Origin of the sequence: Shinella curvata, assembly GCF_022899935.1 — a bacterium.
In the GTDB taxonomy this organism is placed as follows: Bacteria; Pseudomonadota; Alphaproteobacteria; order Rhizobiales; family Rhizobiaceae; genus Shinella; species Shinella curvata.
On sequence record NZ_JALJCJ010000003.1, the window covers coordinates 406,363 to 421,617 of the forward strand.

Annotated in this window: 15 protein-coding genes; 7 read left to right on the plus strand and 8 right to left on the minus strand. The window is 63.4% G+C overall.

Features of this window, described 5'->3' with window-relative positions; translation table 11 throughout:
* Positions 1-55: 55 nt before the first annotated feature.
* Positions 56-2,338: an NADP-dependent malic enzyme gene (locus tag MUU55_RS13480; RefSeq protein WP_244761258.1), complete on the plus strand. Its 2,283-nt coding sequence runs from the start codon at positions 56-58 to the stop codon at positions 2,336-2,338.
* Positions 2,339-2,470: 132 nt separating this feature from the next.
* On the opposite strand, the gene olsB is transcribed toward MUU55_RS13480, so the two are convergent.
* From olsB to MUU55_RS13505, 5 genes are all read right to left on the minus strand, one after another.
* Positions 2,471-3,349 carry a l-ornithine N(alpha)-acyltransferase gene (gene olsB, locus MUU55_RS13485; protein ID WP_244761259.1) on the minus strand — a complete coding sequence of 293 codons (879 nt, stop codon included), beginning with the start codon at positions 3,347-3,349 and terminating at the stop codon, positions 2,471-2,473.
* A gap of 83 nt (positions 3,350-3,432) precedes the next feature.
* Entirely contained in the window at positions 3,433-5,715 is a 2,283-nt protein-coding gene (locus MUU55_RS13490) for a hybrid sensor histidine kinase/response regulator (RefSeq protein ID WP_244761260.1), read from the minus strand.
* A 56-nt stretch (positions 5,716-5,771) separates the two neighbouring features.
* Positions 5,772-6,263 (minus strand): signal peptidase II, encoded by a 492-nt coding sequence (lspA, locus tag MUU55_RS13495; protein ID WP_244761261.1) that lies wholly within the window; start codon positions 6,261-6,263, stop codon positions 5,772-5,774.
* On the minus strand, positions 6,260-7,114 hold the full coding sequence (locus MUU55_RS13500) for a TrmH family RNA methyltransferase (RefSeq protein WP_244761262.1): 855 nt from the start codon (positions 7,112-7,114) through the stop codon (positions 6,260-6,262). The genes lspA and MUU55_RS13500 overlap by 4 nt, the downstream gene beginning before the upstream one ends.
* The gene (locus MUU55_RS13505) at positions 7,111-8,208 is read right to left on the minus strand and encodes a class I SAM-dependent methyltransferase (protein WP_425314174.1); all 1,098 of its coding nucleotides are present in this window, start codon (positions 8,206-8,208) and stop codon (positions 7,111-7,113) included. Before MUU55_RS13505 ends, MUU55_RS13500 begins: the two co-directional genes overlap by 4 nt.
* Positions 8,209-8,341: 133 nt before the next feature.
* On the opposite strand from MUU55_RS13505, the gene MUU55_RS13510 reads away from it, so the two are divergent.
* Positions 8,342-8,788 carry an SRPBCC family protein gene (locus MUU55_RS13510; protein ID WP_244761263.1) on the plus strand — a complete coding sequence of 149 codons (447 nt, stop codon included), beginning with the start codon at positions 8,342-8,344 and terminating at the stop codon, positions 8,786-8,788.
* A gap of 1 nt (position 8,789) precedes the next feature.
* Here the strand turns inward: MUU55_RS13510 and MUU55_RS13515 are convergent, their stop codons facing one another.
* The 3 genes from MUU55_RS13515 to sppA are packed head-to-tail and all read right to left on the minus strand — an operon-like array spanning position 8,790 to position 10,432.
* Positions 8,790-9,128 (minus strand): DUF1049 domain-containing protein, encoded by a 339-nt coding sequence (locus tag MUU55_RS13515; protein WP_244761264.1) that lies wholly within the window; start codon positions 9,126-9,128, stop codon positions 8,790-8,792.
* Positions 9,129-9,154: 26 nt separating this feature from the next.
* Entirely contained in the window at positions 9,155-9,472 is a 318-nt protein-coding gene (locus tag MUU55_RS13520) for an integration host factor subunit beta (protein ID WP_158565422.1), read from the minus strand.
* A 9-nt stretch (positions 9,473-9,481) separates the two neighbouring features.
* Complete coding sequence (sppA, locus tag MUU55_RS13525) at positions 9,482-10,432, minus strand: signal peptide peptidase SppA (protein ID WP_244761265.1); 951 nt, start codon at positions 10,430-10,432, stop codon at positions 9,482-9,484.
* A gap of 208 nt (positions 10,433-10,640) precedes the next feature.
* Here sppA and lptC point away from each other — a divergent pair, with 208 nt between their 5' ends.
* From lptC to hpf, 5 genes are all read left to right on the plus strand, one after another.
* Positions 10,641-11,309, plus strand: coding sequence for an LPS export ABC transporter periplasmic protein LptC (gene lptC, locus MUU55_RS13530; protein ID WP_244761266.1), 669 nt, complete (start codon positions 10,641-10,643; stop codon positions 11,307-11,309).
* A 7-nt stretch (positions 11,310-11,316) separates the two neighbouring features.
* Positions 11,317-11,877, plus strand: a complete 561-nt coding sequence (locus MUU55_RS13535) for an LptA/OstA family protein (protein WP_244761267.1) — start codon at positions 11,317-11,319, stop codon at positions 11,875-11,877.
* Positions 11,878-11,911: 34 nt separating this feature from the next.
* Entirely contained in the window at positions 11,912-12,697 is a 786-nt protein-coding gene (lptB, locus tag MUU55_RS13540; protein WP_244761560.1) for an LPS export ABC transporter ATP-binding protein, read from the plus strand.
* Between the two features lie 139 nt (positions 12,698-12,836).
* Entirely contained in the window at positions 12,837-14,396 is a 1,560-nt protein-coding gene (rpoN, locus tag MUU55_RS13545; RefSeq protein WP_244761268.1) for an RNA polymerase factor sigma-54, read from the plus strand.
* 250 nt (positions 14,397-14,646) lie between these two features.
* A complete protein-coding gene (gene hpf / locus MUU55_RS13550) occupies positions 14,647-15,222 on the plus strand; it encodes a ribosome hibernation-promoting factor, HPF/YfiA family (RefSeq protein ID WP_244761269.1) in 576 nt (191 codons plus the stop codon).
* Positions 15,223-15,255 lie beyond the last annotated feature (33 nt).

Consider the following 15,255-nt stretch of genomic DNA (forward strand, 5'->3'; position numbering starts at 1 on the left):
CAACAGCTGTAAGAAGCTATGGGCCTATCGCCCACAGGAGTGTGAAGGGGGGAATATGCCGGGAACCGACAAAACAGATCGCAAGAGAGCAACCGTCACGGACCAGGAAGCGCTGGACTTCCATTCGTCCGGCCGCCCCGGAAAGCTCGAGATCACGCCCACCAAGCCGATGGCGACACAGCGCGACCTGTCGCTTGCCTACTCGCCCGGCGTCGCCGTGCCGGTGAAGGCGATCGCGGAAGACCCGTCGACTGCCTACGACTACACGACGCGCGGCAACATGGTCGCCGTCATCTCGAACGGCACCGCCATTCTCGGTCTCGGCAATCTCGGGGCGCTGGCCTCCAAGCCCGTCATGGAAGGCAAGTCCGTCCTCTTCAAGCGCTTTGCCGACGTCGATTCCATCGACCTCGAGGTCGACACGGAAAATGTCGACGAATTCATCAACTGCGTGCGCTATCTCGGCCCGTCCTTCGGCGGCATCAACCTTGAGGACATCAAGGCGCCCGACTGTTTCATCATCGAGCAGCGTCTGCGCGAGCTGATGGACATCCCGGTCTTCCACGACGACCAGCACGGCACCGCCATCATCGCCGCCGCCGGCCTGATCAATGCGCTGGCGCTGACCGGCCGCGACTTCAAGACGACCAAGCTCGTCTGCAATGGCGCGGGTGCGGCCGCCATCGCCTGCATCGAACTCATCAAGTCGATGGGCTTCGCCCCCGACAACGTCATCCTCTGCGACACCAAGGGCGTAATCTACCAGGGCCGTGAAGACGGCATGAATCAGTGGAAGTCCGCCCATGCCGTCAAGACCGACCGGCGGTCACTGGCCGAGGCGATGGAAGGCGCCGACGTGGTGTTCGGCCTCTCGGCCAAGGGCGCATTCACGGAAGACATGATCCGCGCCATGGCGCCGCGCCCGATCATCTTCGCGATGGCAAACCCCGATCCGGAAATCACGCCGGAAGAAGTCGCCCGGATCCGCGATGACGCGATCGTTGCAACCGGCCGTTCGGACTATCCGAACCAGGTCAACAACGTGCTCGGCTTCCCCTATATCTTCCGCGGTGCGCTCGACGTGCGCGCATCCACGATCAACGACGCGATGAAGATCGCCGCCGCCGAGGCGCTCGCCAAGCTCGCCAAGGAAGACGTGCCCGACGATGTCGCCGCCGCCTATCAGGGGGTTCGCCCGCGGTTCGGCGCACAGTACATCATTCCCGTGCCCTTCGATCCGCGCCTGATCTCGGCGATCCCCGTCGCCGTCGCCAAGGCCGCGATGGACACCGGCGTCGCACGCAAGAACATTCCCGACCTCGACGCCTATGCGCGCGATCTCAGGGCGCGCCGGGACCCCATCGCCTCGACGCTGCAGCAGATCTATGCCCGCGTGCGCCGCCATCCCAAGCGGGTCGTCTTCGCCGAGGGCGAGGAAGAGCAGATGATGCGCGCCGCCGTTTCCTATGCCAACCAGCAGCTCGGCACCGCGATCCTCGTCGGCCGCGACGACCGGATGCGGGAAGTCGCCGAACGCGCCGGCATCGATCTCGACCGGCCGGGCATCGAGCTTCTCAATGCGCGCATCTCGACGCGCAACGATGTCTATATCGACTACCTCTACGCCCGCATTCAGCGAAACGGCTTCCTGTACCGCGATGCCCAGCGCCTGATCCATAACGACCGCAATCATTTCGCCGCCTGCATGGTGGCGCTGGGGGATGCGGACGCTATGGTCACCGGCCTGACGCGCAACTACTCCACCGCGCTCGAGGACGTGCGCCGCTGCATCGACGCCAAGCCCGGCCACCGGGTCATCGGCGCCTCGCTGGCTCTCTGCCGGGGTCGTGCGGTGCTGGTTGCCGACACGGCGGTACACGACATGCCGTCGTCGGAAGAACTCGCCGACATCGCCGAGGAAGCGGCAGGTCTCGCGCGCCGCCTCGGCTATGAGCCGCGTGTCGCGATGCTCGCCTACTCGACCTTCGGCCATCCCTCGGGGGAACGGTCCGAGCGGGTGCGGGAAGCCGTGAAAATCCTCGACCGCCGGCGCGTCGATTTCGAGTATGATGGCGAGATGGCGGCGGATGTGGCGCTGAACGCCCGCATCATGGAACAGTATCCGTTCTGCCGGCTCTCCGGGCCGGGCAACGTGCTCGTCATGCCGGCATTCCACTCGGCGTCGATTTCGACCAAGATGCTGCAGGAACTCGGCGGCTCGACGGTCATCGGCCCGATGCTCGTCGGCCTCGACAAGTCCGTGCAGATTGTCTCGATGGGCGCGAAGGACAGCGACATCGTCAACATGGCGACGCTAGCCGCCCATAATGCCGGCTGAGCCTATCTGAAAAAACCGCCCGCCCCGCAGACCGGGACGGGCGGCAAATCGGAGTGTGCCGACCTTCATGAAACCTTGCAGCAAGGCGATCGCCTGAGCATTTCCGGTGAACCAGAACTCACCGGCAATCCTCTAGCTTGCAAACCGTCCGGCGTCCGCGCCGTAGTAATTGAGATAGCGGCCGGAAATCTTGCCGATCGGCAACACGATGAGAACGTCCGTCGTGTTGAAGCCATGATCGACGACGGCGCCGGTGCCGACGGTGGCGCCGAGGCGCAGATAGCCCTTGATGAGCGGCGGCATGGCGGAGAGCGCCTTGCGCGCATCGATGCCTTCGGGCGGCATCAGATCCATGGTGCGGAAGAGTTCAGGACGCGCCAGGACATCCCATTCATCCTTCGCCTGCACATTGTGATGCAGGAAGGAGAGCGCCAGCGCATGCTCCTCCGGCACGACGCCATGGAAGGAGGCGCAGCCGAACATCACATCTATGCCGTGCTTCAGCGCATAGGCCCAGTTGCCCTGCCAGAGCAGTTCGACCGTGCGCTTGGTGCGATAGGCCGGAAGCACGCAGGAACGGCCGAGCTCCATGAAACGCTTTTCCGGATGGCGGGCGATCAGCGTATCGACATCGAATTCCGACTGGGAATAGAAGCCGCCGGAGACGGCGGCGACATCCTGGCGGAGCAGACGATAGGTGCCGACGATCTGCTCTTCCGCGTCGCCCTCGATCGAGGTGTCGAGCACGAGCAGATGGTCGCAGACCATGTCCCAGGCATCGATGTCGCGCTTGCGGCGCACGGCATCCGACGACAGCCGGGCATTCATTTCCTCCGCAAAAACGCGGTAGCGCACGGCCTGGGCGGCGTCGATCTCGGTTACGGAGCGGGCGATGCGCGTTTCCAGGTTGCCGATGCGGCCGAGCACGTCCGTTCCCGAACGTCCCGCGACCGGAACGGTCTTCTGGGCGATCTCCACCGGGGCGATGGTCTGGGCAAGGTCGAGCGTCATGGCAGTATACCCGTTATCAGGAACTCCGTGGGTTTAACCACGATTCTGCAACAAGATAATGACGCAGGGACGGCTTGAGAAGATCAAGCTGTCACATAACGGGCGAGGCGCGATATTTCCGCGATGAGCTGCGCGGGGTCGGCCGGCTTGGCGAGCACCGCGTCGGCCCCGACGGAAAGCAGGTCCTCGGCAAGCCCCGCCCGGCTGTCGGCCGTGAGCACGATGACCGGCAGGCGGGCGTTGCCGTAGTCACGCTGCACGATACGGGCGATCATGTCCCTGCCGTCACCGCCGGGCATGCCGAGGTCGGTTACGATGAGATCGGCCGCAAACGGCCCGGCATCGGTGGCGCCGGCCAGTGCCGAGACGAGCGCAGGATAATCGGGCACATGGCGCACCGTATGGCCGGCACGCTCCAGAACCGCGCGCACCAGCATGGCATTGACCGGATCGTCCTCCGCAAGCAGGATGCGCGCGCCCGTGGCTGATGACGGGGTGGGCTCGGCCAGTTGCGGCAGGTCCTTCAGGATCGGCCTGTTGTCGTTGATCGCATCGCGCACCTCGATGCCCTTCATGCGGCCGCGCAGAACCTCGACGAGCGAGCGCTCGCGCAACGGGCGGATCAGCCAGGAATCGTAGCCTTCGCCATTGCCGATGGCGCGGCCGGTCCGCTCCTCCGGATTGACAAGGTAGATGCGGCGGGCGCGGCTCTCCTTGATATAGTTGAGATCGGCGAGCTCGCGACGGAAGACGCCGGCAAGCCGGTTGTCGACGATGATATCCGTCAATTCGGCCTTGCGGCCGGAAAGGCCCTGCAACACATCGAAAGCCTCGTCCACGGAACCGGCAAGATGGCAACGGCCACCGAGCGCATCGATGGTACGCACCAGCGCTGTGGAGGCAGGCCCCGCAGGCGCCAGCAGGAAGACGAGACTGCCCTTCAGCACGCCCTTGCGGGAGGTGCCGCCAACGGTTTTTCGGGCATCGACCGGCATGCGGATGGTGAAGGTCGAGCCCTTGCCGGGCGTGCTTTCCAGCGTCAGCGCACCGCCAGCCTCGCTGAGGATGCGGGCGGATATGGCAAGGCCGAGACCCGTGCCGCCGCTGCGCTGCGCGGCGCTGCCGGTCTGCTCGAACTCTTCGAAGATGCGCGCCTGCTCCTCGGCATTCATGCCGGGGCCGGTATCCGCGACGCGGATGACGACGGCGCCGCGCTCCAGCGTCGTTTCCAGCGAAACGCCGCCGGTATGGGTGAATTTCACGGCATTGCCGACGACATTGTAGAGCACTTGGCGCAGGCGCGGCGCGTCATAGGTCAAAAGGCCCGGCACCTCGGGCGAGACGAAGGAGCCGATCTCGATACCCTTGTCGTGGGCGCGATGCGACAGCATTTCCACGACGCTTTCCAGCATCGGGCGCACCGGCTCCTCCGACGGGCGCAGCTGGAATCGGCCCGCCTCGATGGTGGAAAAATCCAGGAGATCGTCGACGAGCTGTACCAGCGCATGGCCGGACTGGCGGATACCGGCCAGATAATTCTTCTGCTCGGCCGTCAGGCGCGTCTGCCCGATGAGGTGCGACATGCCGAGAATGCCTGACAAAGGCGTACGGATTTCGTGGCTGACGGTGGCGAGCAGACGCGACTTGGCGGCACTCGCCTCCTCGGCGCGCTGGCGGGCGCGTTCGCGCTCGCCTTCCGCGCGGCGCTCTTCCGTCACGTCGCGGGCGATGGAATGCACGACCAGGTCGCCAGACGAAGGATCGCGCACAGTGACGTCATGCCAGGAATAGATGCGCTTTCCGGCCGGGCCGTTCACGTCGACATCGTAGCGATGGGCGATCGCCTGCGATCGGAAGGTAAGGCCGATGTCCTCGCAGGTCTTCCCTTCCAGATCGGACACGCCGGTAAGATCGGACAGAACAGCATTGGCCCGCAGGATTCGGCCATCGAGTGCGCGCATGACGACGATATCGCCGAGAACGTCATGAATGGCGGAGAGGATTTGCGAGGTCTCGCTGCGCTCCCAGGACCGGTCGTGATCGGTCTCGGCAGCGGTCGGGCGACGGGTACGGTAGAGAAACACGCCCCCTGCAATGCCGGCAAGGCCGAGCACGGCGGCAGCGATGTAGAAGCCCGTCACCATGCCGGTCGCCAGGACAAGTGCGGCCGAAAGCAGGCCAACACCGGCGATCACACTTCGAACCGTCGCATGGCTTTCCGGCTCCGGGCGCGGCGCGACGATATCAACGTCCACGTCGGAGGGTTCGGGCACCCTATCCGCCTGGAATCCGGTGCGGGCGGAACGGCGCGACGCTTCCGCAAATTCGGCCTGGAGCCGGTTCTGTAGCTTGACGGGTTCGCTCATGACGATCCGCTTATCACGCGGACCGTTCAAATCCGCTTCAGCAAGTCGCTAAAATCTTAGCGATCCCGGCGGCGCAGCAAGAGCAGCTCGTCGAGGATGACAAGGCCGGCGCCGATGGTGATGAAACTGTCGGCGAGATTGAAGACGGCAAACGACCAGGTCTCGGTGTAGAAGAGTATGTAGTCGATGACATAGCCGAACAGCGCTCGGTCGATGAGATTGCCGAAGGCGCCGGCGATGATGAAGGCATAGCCCGCATGGGCAAAGCCGCGCTGCTTCGGCGTCTGGCGCCACAGCCAGATGACGAAACCGACGACGAAGAGCCGGAGCGTGACGATGAACCAGCCCTCCATGCCCGACAGCATGGAGAAGGCGACGCCGTAATTGTAGGTGCGGTAGAGCGCCAGCATCGGCAAGACATGCACCGCTTCCTGGAAGGGCAGCCACATCTCGACGGCGAATTTCACGGCCTGATCGAGGAGAAGCGCGAGCAGGATGAAGGAGACGACCGGAAGCGGCCGCGACATCAGGGGAATGCGGTCGTTCATGCGCGCGCGTCCAGCGTCAGCAGGTGGCGGCGCGCCTCGAAGAGCATGACGCCCGTCGCGATCGCGAGATTGAGCGAATCCGCAAGGCCGACCTGCGGGATGCGGGCGAGCGCATCGGCCTCGCGGGCAAGCTCTTCCGGCAGGCCGGACTGTTCGTTGCCCATGAGGAGCACGACAGGTTTCTTCTTGTAATCGATGGTGCGGTAATCGACGGCGCCGGCCAAATGGGTCGCGACGACGGAGACGCCGGCACCCTTCTTCCAGCCGAGGAAATCCGCCACGCTGGTCTTCACCAGCGGCACGGCGAAGACCGAGCCCATGGTGGCGCGCACGGTTTCCATCGAGAACGGATCGGTGCTTTCGCCGACGAGGATGACGCCGCTGGCGCCCGCCGCATCGGCCGTGCGGATGATCGTGCCGAGATTGCCGGGATCGCGCACGCGGTCGAGCGCCACATAGGTCTCGCCGTTTCCGGGCCTGAGGTCGCGGAGATTGGTCCAGCGCTGCGAAAAAATGCCGACGACCATTTGCGGATTGTCGCGCCGCGTGATCGAGGCGAGAACCTTCTCGCTCACCTCAAGCACCAGACCGCCGCGTGCAACGGTCTTCGTCGCGCATTGCACGACCTGCGGCTTGTCCTTCACGTTCTTGGCATAGACCAGCGTCCTGATCTCGAAGCCGAGTTCCAGTGCGTCGATGACGAGCTTCAGGCCCTCGGCCATGAAACTCTTCGTCTCGTCGCGGTCCTTCTTGTTGGCGAGCGCCTTGATGTCCTTGACGATGGGGTTCGAAAGGCTCGTGACCTCCTTCACCTGACCGACGCGGCGGCTCCCGTGATGTTCCTGGCTCATGCGCTGATCCATCGGCTGAAGAGGGAGGTGGAGAGCGCGCGGCCGGCTTCCTTGCCGTCCGTGCCGCTCTCGCGGATGACGAGTTCGCCGGATTCCACCGTACCGCCGGCACCGCGCATCGTTTCGCGCATCAGCTCGTGGATGGAATAGAAGCTCGCCCGGATCGAATAGGCCGTCAGCACCAGGCCGATCGCCCTGGGCGACAGGATCTCGCGGCAGATGTCGAGCATCAGCGGCAGGTGATCGAAGAGATGCCAGACCTCGCCGTTCGGGCCACGGCCGAATTTCGGCGGATCGGTGAGGATGATGTCATATTTGCTGCCGCGACGCTCCTCGCGCTGGATGAACTTCATCGCATCCTCGCAGATCCAGCGGATCGGCAGCTTGTCCATGCGCCCCAAAGTCTGGTTTTCGCGCGCCCAGCCGATGGCCTTCTTGGAGGCGTCGACATGGGTGACTTCCGCACCGGCGGAGGCAGCCACCAGCGAGGCCACGCCGGTATAGCCGAAGAGGTTCAGCACCTTGACCGGGCGGCCCGCCGTCTCGACCTTCTCCTTCATCCAGCTCCAGTGGGCGAGCTGCTCGGGGAAGACGCCGACATGGCGGAAGGCGGTGAAGCGGCCGTGGAAATCGACGCCGAGCAGCTGCATCGGCCAGGTCTCGCCAAGCGCCGCCCTTGGGAACTTCCACCGCCCCATACCGTCTTCATCCGTATCGCCGGTGAAGAGCGCGTCGGCCTTGTCCCAGATGCTGTCCGGCAGGCTGCGCTGCCAGAGCGCCTGGGCCTCGGGGCGCACGATGCGATAGGGGCCGTATTGCTCCAGCTTCTCGCCGGCACCGCTGTCGATCAGACGATACTGATCGGAGCCGGCGGTCTCGAGAATGACCGGTAGGCGTTCGGCCGGCTTTGCGCCCTCACGGCGCATCAAGGGACGGGCGGGCAGCTCAGGGGCCGGGCGCGTCTCCTTGCCGGAAGCGGGCTTCAAGGCGGGCGTTTTGGCGGCCGGCGGTCTGTAGGCCTGCGCGCTGGAAGGCGTACGGGCTTTCACGGGCGCGGCGGGGCCGCTCTTCGGCCGGCGGGGTCTGTCCTTCACGATGGGTCGTCCGTCATCGGGTGGATGGGATGCCGGCAGTGCCGGAAAACAAGCGGCTCCCATACCATCCCTCCCCCACTTGGCAAAGCGCTTTCCGATTGCGATAAATCGAACCGGTCAGGGAGGATCGATCATGGACATGACCGGCGAAGAACGCATTGCCGCCCCGCGCGACGCCGTCTGGGCCGCGCTCAACGACCCGGAAATCCTGAAAGCCTGTATTCCGGGCTGTCAGTCGCTGATCCTGAAATCACCGACGGAACTCGAAGCGACCGTGAAGATCAAGATCGGCCCGGTTTCGGCGAGCTTCAGCGGCGAAGTGACGCTCTCCAACCTCAACCCGCCCGAGAGCTACACGATTTCAGGCGAGGGCAAGGGCGGCATTGCCGGCTTTGCCAAGGGCGGCGCGGATGTGCGCCTCACCGAAGACGGCGACGGCACGATCCTCGCCTATGACGTCAAGGCGCAGATCGGCGGCAAGCTCGCGCAGCTCGGCTCGCGCCTCATCGATTCCTCGTCGAAGAAACTCGCCACCCAGTTTTTCGCGGATTTTGGCGCAAGGCTGAACGGCGCGCCCTGACTTATTTCGCGGGGAGCACAGCCTGCGAGGCAATGGCCTCGGCGCGGTTGCGGTGCTTCTCAGCCTCGGTATGCCATTTTACCGCCTCGACTGCCTCGACGCGGGCACGTTTGCGGTGTTTGCCCTGGGCAAACCACGTGATCAGCGAGCCGATGACGAGGCCGAAGATCACGGCGAGGAAGAGATAGACGAAGAAGGGCGCGGTCACCGACAGCACGCTGTCCTCAGGACGGAAGGGATTGAGCGCCAGCGTCACGGATTGGCGGTTCGCCACCGACAGCACGATCAGCACGATAGCGATCGGAAGCAGCACGAGGACGTTGACTATTCTCTTGATCATGGCGTCACCTGTCTGGCGCGAAGCCCTCAGTCGTCCTGGTCGGCCTGACCGGGATTGAGACGTTCGCGCAGTTCCTTGCCGGTCTTGAAGAAGGGCACCCATTTCTCCTCGACGAACACGGCATCGCCCGTGCGCGGGTTGCGGCCGGAGCGCGACGGGCGGTTCTTGACGGAGAAGGCGCCGAAGCCGCGCAGTTCGACGCGGTTTCCGGCGGCCAGCGCATCGGTGATCTCGTCGAGCACCGCATTGACGATGTTCTCGACGTCGCGGTGATAGAGGTGGGGATTGCGCGCGGCGACAATCTGAACCAGTTCCGACTTGATCACTGTATCCCCCTCAAAAATTCTTGTTTTTCAATCGTGATCAACCTGCCAAACCGAGACAAGACCGTCAAGAAACAACTTTTCCCCGGTCAGCTTTTCAATCGTCGGCTGAAGATCGAGCGGCAGGCCGAGGATGGAGCGAGCAAATTCCCGGATGCTGCCGCCGAGGAACGGCAAGCCTGACCGCCGCGGCGCGTCGTAGTCGACGAAGGGAAGATCTTCGGCCACCTTGCGTTCATCGAGATAAGCGCGGATCGCCTCCGGGCCGCCGAGCGTATCGACCAGCTTCGCGGCAAGCGCCTGGCGACCGGTGAAGATACTGCCGTCGGCAAGACGCAAAACCTGATCGCGCGGCAATTTGCGACGCTCCACGACGAGGTCGACGAACCAGTCGTAGCTGTCCATCACCATGGCGCGGATCATTGTCTTGGCCTCCTCGCTTGCCGGATGGAAGGGCGAGGGTTCAGCCTTCAGCGGCGCCGACTTGATCTCCTCCAGGGACACCCCGATCTTGTCCATCAGGTCCTTCATCTGCGGATATTGGAACAGCACGCCGATCGAACCGGTAATCGAGCTCTCGCCGGCGATGATCGTGTCGCCGGCCGTCGCGATCATGTAGCCGGCCGAAGCCGCAAGCGTGCGCACATCGGAAACGACAGGCTTCTTTTCCGCCACCTTGCGCAACGCCTTGAAGATGACTTCCCCGCCATAGGTCGTGCCGCCCGGCGAAGAAATCGTCACGACAAGCGCCTTGGCCCTGTCGTTCTTCGCGATCCGGTCGAGACGCTCGAGAAGCTCGCTGTCATCCTGGATGATGCCGGAAATGCTGACGCGGGCGATGTGATTGACCGCGCCCCTGTCTTTCCAGCCCCAGCTTGCGGCGGCAAAAACGGCGGCGAGCGCGATCACGATGGCAGCGACGCGCCAGAAGGTCAGCTTGCGTCGCAGGTGCCGGCGGTCGGCGATGGCGGATTGATCCATTCCCTGTCCTCGATGTCCTGGTTCGGCCAAGTCTTGGCTTGCCGAAGGCCCTATCGATATGGCATTCCCGGCGCAAATGGCAAATCGTCGCTGAAGTTTCTTGCACATCCATTGTTTGTTCAGGAATAATCGCCATATGAGCCCCGTTATGCATGCGGCCCGTCGCTTCCGCGAGCGAAGGTCGGACGGATAGAACCAAGCAGGCAGAATGCTGAACAGCGTGACAGAGGCACCGACGGGTGCACCGGGCATGAGTGTTTCCGCCGAGGCATATCGCCTCGCGACGCGGCATTCCTCGCGCGTGCGTTTCCTCAAGGTGGCGCTGCCGGCCGCTGCCCTTTTCATCGGGGCCATCTTCGTCGTCGTCTCGATCGTGCGCACTTGGGTGCCGGCCGACCTGCAAGTCGAAAGCGCCTCCATCGAGGACGGCAAGATCGTCATGCGCAATCCGGCGATATCGGGCCGCAACGACGCCGGCATCAGTTATTCCATGAAGGCCGAACGGGCGCTGCAGGACATGAAGCAGCCCGACGTCATCACACTCGAAAACATCAAGGCGAAGATGCCGGTCAACGAGACGACGGTTGCCGAAGTGGTGGCCGCAACCGGCATCTACGACCGCGGCAAGAACCTGCTCGACATGGTCGCGCCTTTTACCATCACACTCAACACCGGTCTCGAAGCCGCCTTCCGTTCCGCCCATCTCGATATCAACGGCGGCAGCATGCAAACGACAGAGCCAGTTTCCATCCGTTCACCGGAAGCATCCATTGTTGCGCAGTCGCTGCGAATGACGGATAAAGGCCGGACCGTCGTTTTTGAAGGCAAGGTCGTCGTCGACGTTGATCCCGCCGCCATCCGCAACCGAGAAAAGTAAGAGCGCCATGTTCGCCAGTCTCTCCGCCCCCGTCCGGGCCGCCAGCATTTTCGCTCTTGCCGCCGGCCTCGCGCTGGCCTCGGTCCCTGCAGGCGCGCAGCAGACCACCAGCCGCATGAAGGGCATGCAGCTCTCGAACGATCAGCCGATCCAGATCCAGAGCGACAAGCTCGAGATTCAGGATCAGCAGAACAAGGCCGAGTTCAGCGGCAATGTGAAAGTCGTGCAGGGCACGACGACGCTGCAGGCCGGCAATATGGTGGTCTACTACAAGTCGGGCGGCGGTTCGGTGGCCAGCGGCGATGCGGATATCGAGAAGATCGACGTGTCCGGCAAGGTCTATCTCAAGTCCGGCACGCAGGAGGCGACGGCCGATACCGGCACGTTCAACCTCGTCAACGAAACGCTGCTCCTGAAGGGCGACAAGGTCGTGCTGTCGGAGGGCAAGAACGTCTTCGTCGGCTGCCAGCTCGCCGTGACCATGCGCACCGGCGAAGCCAAGCTCGACGCCTGTGGCGGCCGTGTCATGATCCAGCTCGACCCGAAGTCGCGCAAGACAACCAACTGATAAGCTGCCCGTGTCGTTGCCCCTCCTCTCCCGGCTGAAGCGCCGTCCGAAAAAGGCCGCTCAGGACGCCCATCACAGCACCGATCTCTCGCGCTACGAGGGAACGCTGATCGCGCGCGGCCTGACCAAGACCTATCGCGACCGCCGCGTCGTCAATGGTGTTTCGCTCGTGGTGCGCCGGGGGGAGGCCGTCGGCCTGCTCGGTCCGAACGGCGCGGGCAAGACGACGTGTTTCTACATGATCACCGGCCTCGTGCCGGTCGACGAGGGGTCGATCGAGATCAACGGCAACGACGTGACGACGATGCCAATGTATCGTCGTGCGCGTCTCGGCGTCGGTTACCTGCCGCAGGAAGCCTCGATCTTTCGCGGCCTGACGGTCGAGGAAAACATCCGCGCCGTGCTCGAAGTGCACGACAAGGACAAGGCACGGCGCGAGCAGAAGCTCGACAGCCTGCTTGCCGAATTCTCGATCTCGCATTTGCGCAAGTCACCGGCCATCGCGCTGTCGGGCGGTGAACGCCGTCGCCTCGAAATCGCCCGCGCGCTTGCCACCGATCCGACCTTCATGCTGCTCGACGAGCCGTTTGCCGGCGTGGATCCGATTTCGGTGGCGGATATCCAGGCGCTGGTGCGCCACCTCACCTCGCGCGGCATCGGCGTGCTGATCACCGACCACAATGTGCGCGAAACGCTCGGCCTGATCGACCGCGCCTATATCATCCATGCCGGCGAGGTGCTCACGCATGGAAGGGCAAACGACATCGTCAGCAACCCGGATGTGCGCCGCCTCTATCTCGGTGACAATTTCAGCCTCTGAGGCGCATCGCCGCCGTCTTCACCAAGTTGACGGCTGGCGCTTGACCAAACCCCTCAAAAAAGCAATTTTTGGGCCAGTTGGATTTTAGCCGCCGGACCGTGAGGGTTGACGCGGATTTTTCCAGGAGTAGCGCGTCCGCATGGCCCTCGCCGCAAGCCTTTTTCTGCGCCAAAGCCAGTCGCTGGTGATGACACCGCAACTGATGCAGTCGATTCAGCTGCTGCAGATGACGCATGTCGAGCTCAATCAGTTCATCGAGCAGGAAGTCGAAAAAAATCCGCTGCTCGAAATCGCCTCCGGCGAGGACGGCGTGCGAGAGCGCGGCGCCGACGATTATTCCGGCGGCAACGGCGACCCTCTGCATGCCGAGAACCTGGGCAGCGACGAAGGCTTCCAGCCGGACCTCTACGATTCCGCCACCCAGGGCAGTGCCGGCAGTGCGCCGGAGATTTTCGACGGCGGCCTCGACAATGTCTTCCCCGACGACGCCGGCCCGCGCAACGCGGATGCACCCGAGCTTATCGGCCAGTGGAAATCCATGCCGGGTGGCGGCGAGGATGGCGAGGGCTATGACCTCGATGACTTCGTGGCAAGCCGCAAGACGCTCGCCGACGTGCTCAACGAACAGATCCCCTTTGTTCTGCCAGATGCCATCGACCGGCTGATCGCCCAGCACCTCGTCGACCAGCTCGACGAGGCCGGTTATCTCCAGGGCGGCACCACGGAGACGGCGCTGAAACTCGGCAAGCCCGTCGTCGAGATCGAGCGCATTCTGGCCCGCCTGCAGGAACTGGACCCACCCGGCGTCTTCGCCCGCTCGCTCAGCGAATGTCTTGCCATTCAGCTGAGGGCGCGCGACCGGCTGGACCCCGCGATGGCCATGCTCGTCGACAATCTCGAATTGCTCGCGCGTCGCGATTTTTCGACGCTGAAGAAGCTCTGCGGTGTGGGCGAGGAGGATCTGCTCGACATGCTCGCGGAAATCCGCAAGCTCGATCCGAAGCCCGGCACGCGTTACGAGACGAGCCCGTCCGAGGCCGTGGTGCCCGATATCCTCGTGCGGGCGGCCCCCGATGGCACCTGGCACATCGAACTCAACGCCGACACGCTGCCGCGCGTTCTCGTCAACCGCGAGTATCATGCGGCGGTCTCGCGCCACACGGACCGCAACAGTGAGGACTATACCTTCCTCAACGAATGCCTCCAGACGGCGAACTGGCTGACGCGCAGCCTCGACCAGCGCGCCCGTACCATCATGAAGGTGGCGGCCGAGATCGTGCGCCAGCAGGACGCCTTCCTGATGCACGGCGTCGACCATCTGCGCCCGCTGAACCTGAAAACCGTCGCCGAAGCGATCAAGATGCATGAATCGACGGTGAGCCGCGTTACCTCGAACAAATACATGCTGACCCCGCGCGGCCTGTTCGAGCTCAAATACTTTTTCACCGTCTCGATCGGCTCGGCGGAGGGCGGCGATTCCCATTCGGCCGAAAGCGTGCGTCACCGCATTCGCGCCATGATCACGCAAGAATTACCCGACGCCGTGCTTTCGGATGACGATATCGTCGACATTCTTCGCAAGGGCGGCGTCGAGCTCGCTCGCCGCACGGTCGCAAAATATCGCGAGGCGATGAATATTCCCTCCTCCGTGCAGCGGCGGCGGGAAAAACGGGCGCTCGCCAAGGCCGCCGCATCCTGACGAAAACGCTGGAAAACCGGCGCTTCCGGTTGACGGAAGTTAACAATGCCTGAATCCACTGATTGACTTCGCAAACGGGAAGGGCTAATGCGCGCCCCAATTCCGAAGGGAAGAAATACCGGACTTCCAAACATATCCCCGGTTTTCTCTAGCGTGCGGTGCAGCAAACAGCGCATGCGTGAAAAGCTTGGAACACAGATGAGGTTGGAATAGACTGGTGCGCGCAAATCATGAAAGAGAGGTAGCCTCCATGAGTGTGCGTGTGTCCGGTAAACATATGGAAATCGGTGACAGCTTCCGCCAGCGCATTGAAGAGCAGGTGGAACTAGCCGTAACCAAATATTTTGACGGAGGATATTCGAGCCAGGTCACCGTGGAAAAAGCGGGATCGCGGTACAGTGCCGACTGCAAGGTCCATCTCGACACCGGGATGGCGTTGCAAGCCAATGGCGAAGCAAACGATCCCCTCGTGGCCTTTCAATCGGCCTCGGAACGGATCGAGAAGCGCCTGCGTCGGTACAAGCGCAAACTCAAGGCCCACCACAATGGCAACGGTCACGACGCCTTTGCAGAAGTGGCCTACACGGTGATGGATTCGGTCCCCGACGAAGACGATGAGCTTCCCGAGGACTACGCACCGACCATCGTTGCGGAAAGCACGAAGAAACTGCGGACAATGTCTGTCGCAGGCGCCGTCATGGCGCTCGACATGACGGATGATCCGGTTCTTCTGTTCCGCAGCGCCGGGTCGGAGCAGCTCAATATCGTCTACCGACGCAACGACGGCAATATTGGCTGGATTGATGCAGCCAATATCAAAAGCTGAGTGATGGAGGCGTGGTGCCGGGACGGGCGCCAC

Coding starts and splice junctions, on each gene's coding strand:
- MUU55_RS13490 (WP_244761260.1), bottom strand. CDS start 5,715: ATGAGCGAACCCGTCAAGCTACAGAACCGGCTCCAGGCCGAATTTGCG.
- MUU55_RS13515 (WP_244761264.1), bottom strand. CDS start 9,128: ATGATCAAGAGAATAGTCAACGTCCTCGTGCTGCTTCCGATCGCTATC.
- olsB (WP_244761259.1), bottom strand. CDS start 3,349: ATGACGCTCGACCTTGCCCAGACCATCGCCCCGGTGGAGATCGCCCAG.
- MUU55_RS13480 (WP_244761258.1), top strand. CDS start 56: ATGCCGGGAACCGACAAAACAGATCGCAAGAGAGCAACCGTCACGGAC.
- MUU55_RS13500 (WP_244761262.1), bottom strand. CDS start 7,114: ATGAGCCAGGAACATCACGGGAGCCGCCGCGTCGGTCAGGTGAAGGAG.
- rpoN (WP_244761268.1), top strand. CDS start 12,837: ATGGCCCTCGCCGCAAGCCTTTTTCTGCGCCAAAGCCAGTCGCTGGTG.
- sppA (WP_244761265.1), bottom strand. CDS start 10,432: ATGGATCAATCCGCCATCGCCGACCGCCGGCACCTGCGACGCAAGCTG.
- MUU55_RS13510 (WP_244761263.1), top strand. CDS start 8,342: ATGGACATGACCGGCGAAGAACGCATTGCCGCCCCGCGCGACGCCGTC.
- lptC (WP_244761266.1), top strand. CDS start 10,641: ATGCTGAACAGCGTGACAGAGGCACCGACGGGTGCACCGGGCATGAGT.
- hpf (WP_244761269.1), top strand. CDS start 14,647: ATGAGTGTGCGTGTGTCCGGTAAACATATGGAAATCGGTGACAGCTTC.
- lspA (WP_244761261.1), bottom strand. CDS start 6,263: ATGAACGACCGCATTCCCCTGATGTCGCGGCCGCTTCCGGTCGTCTCC.
- MUU55_RS13535 (WP_244761267.1), top strand. CDS start 11,317: ATGTTCGCCAGTCTCTCCGCCCCCGTCCGGGCCGCCAGCATTTTCGCT.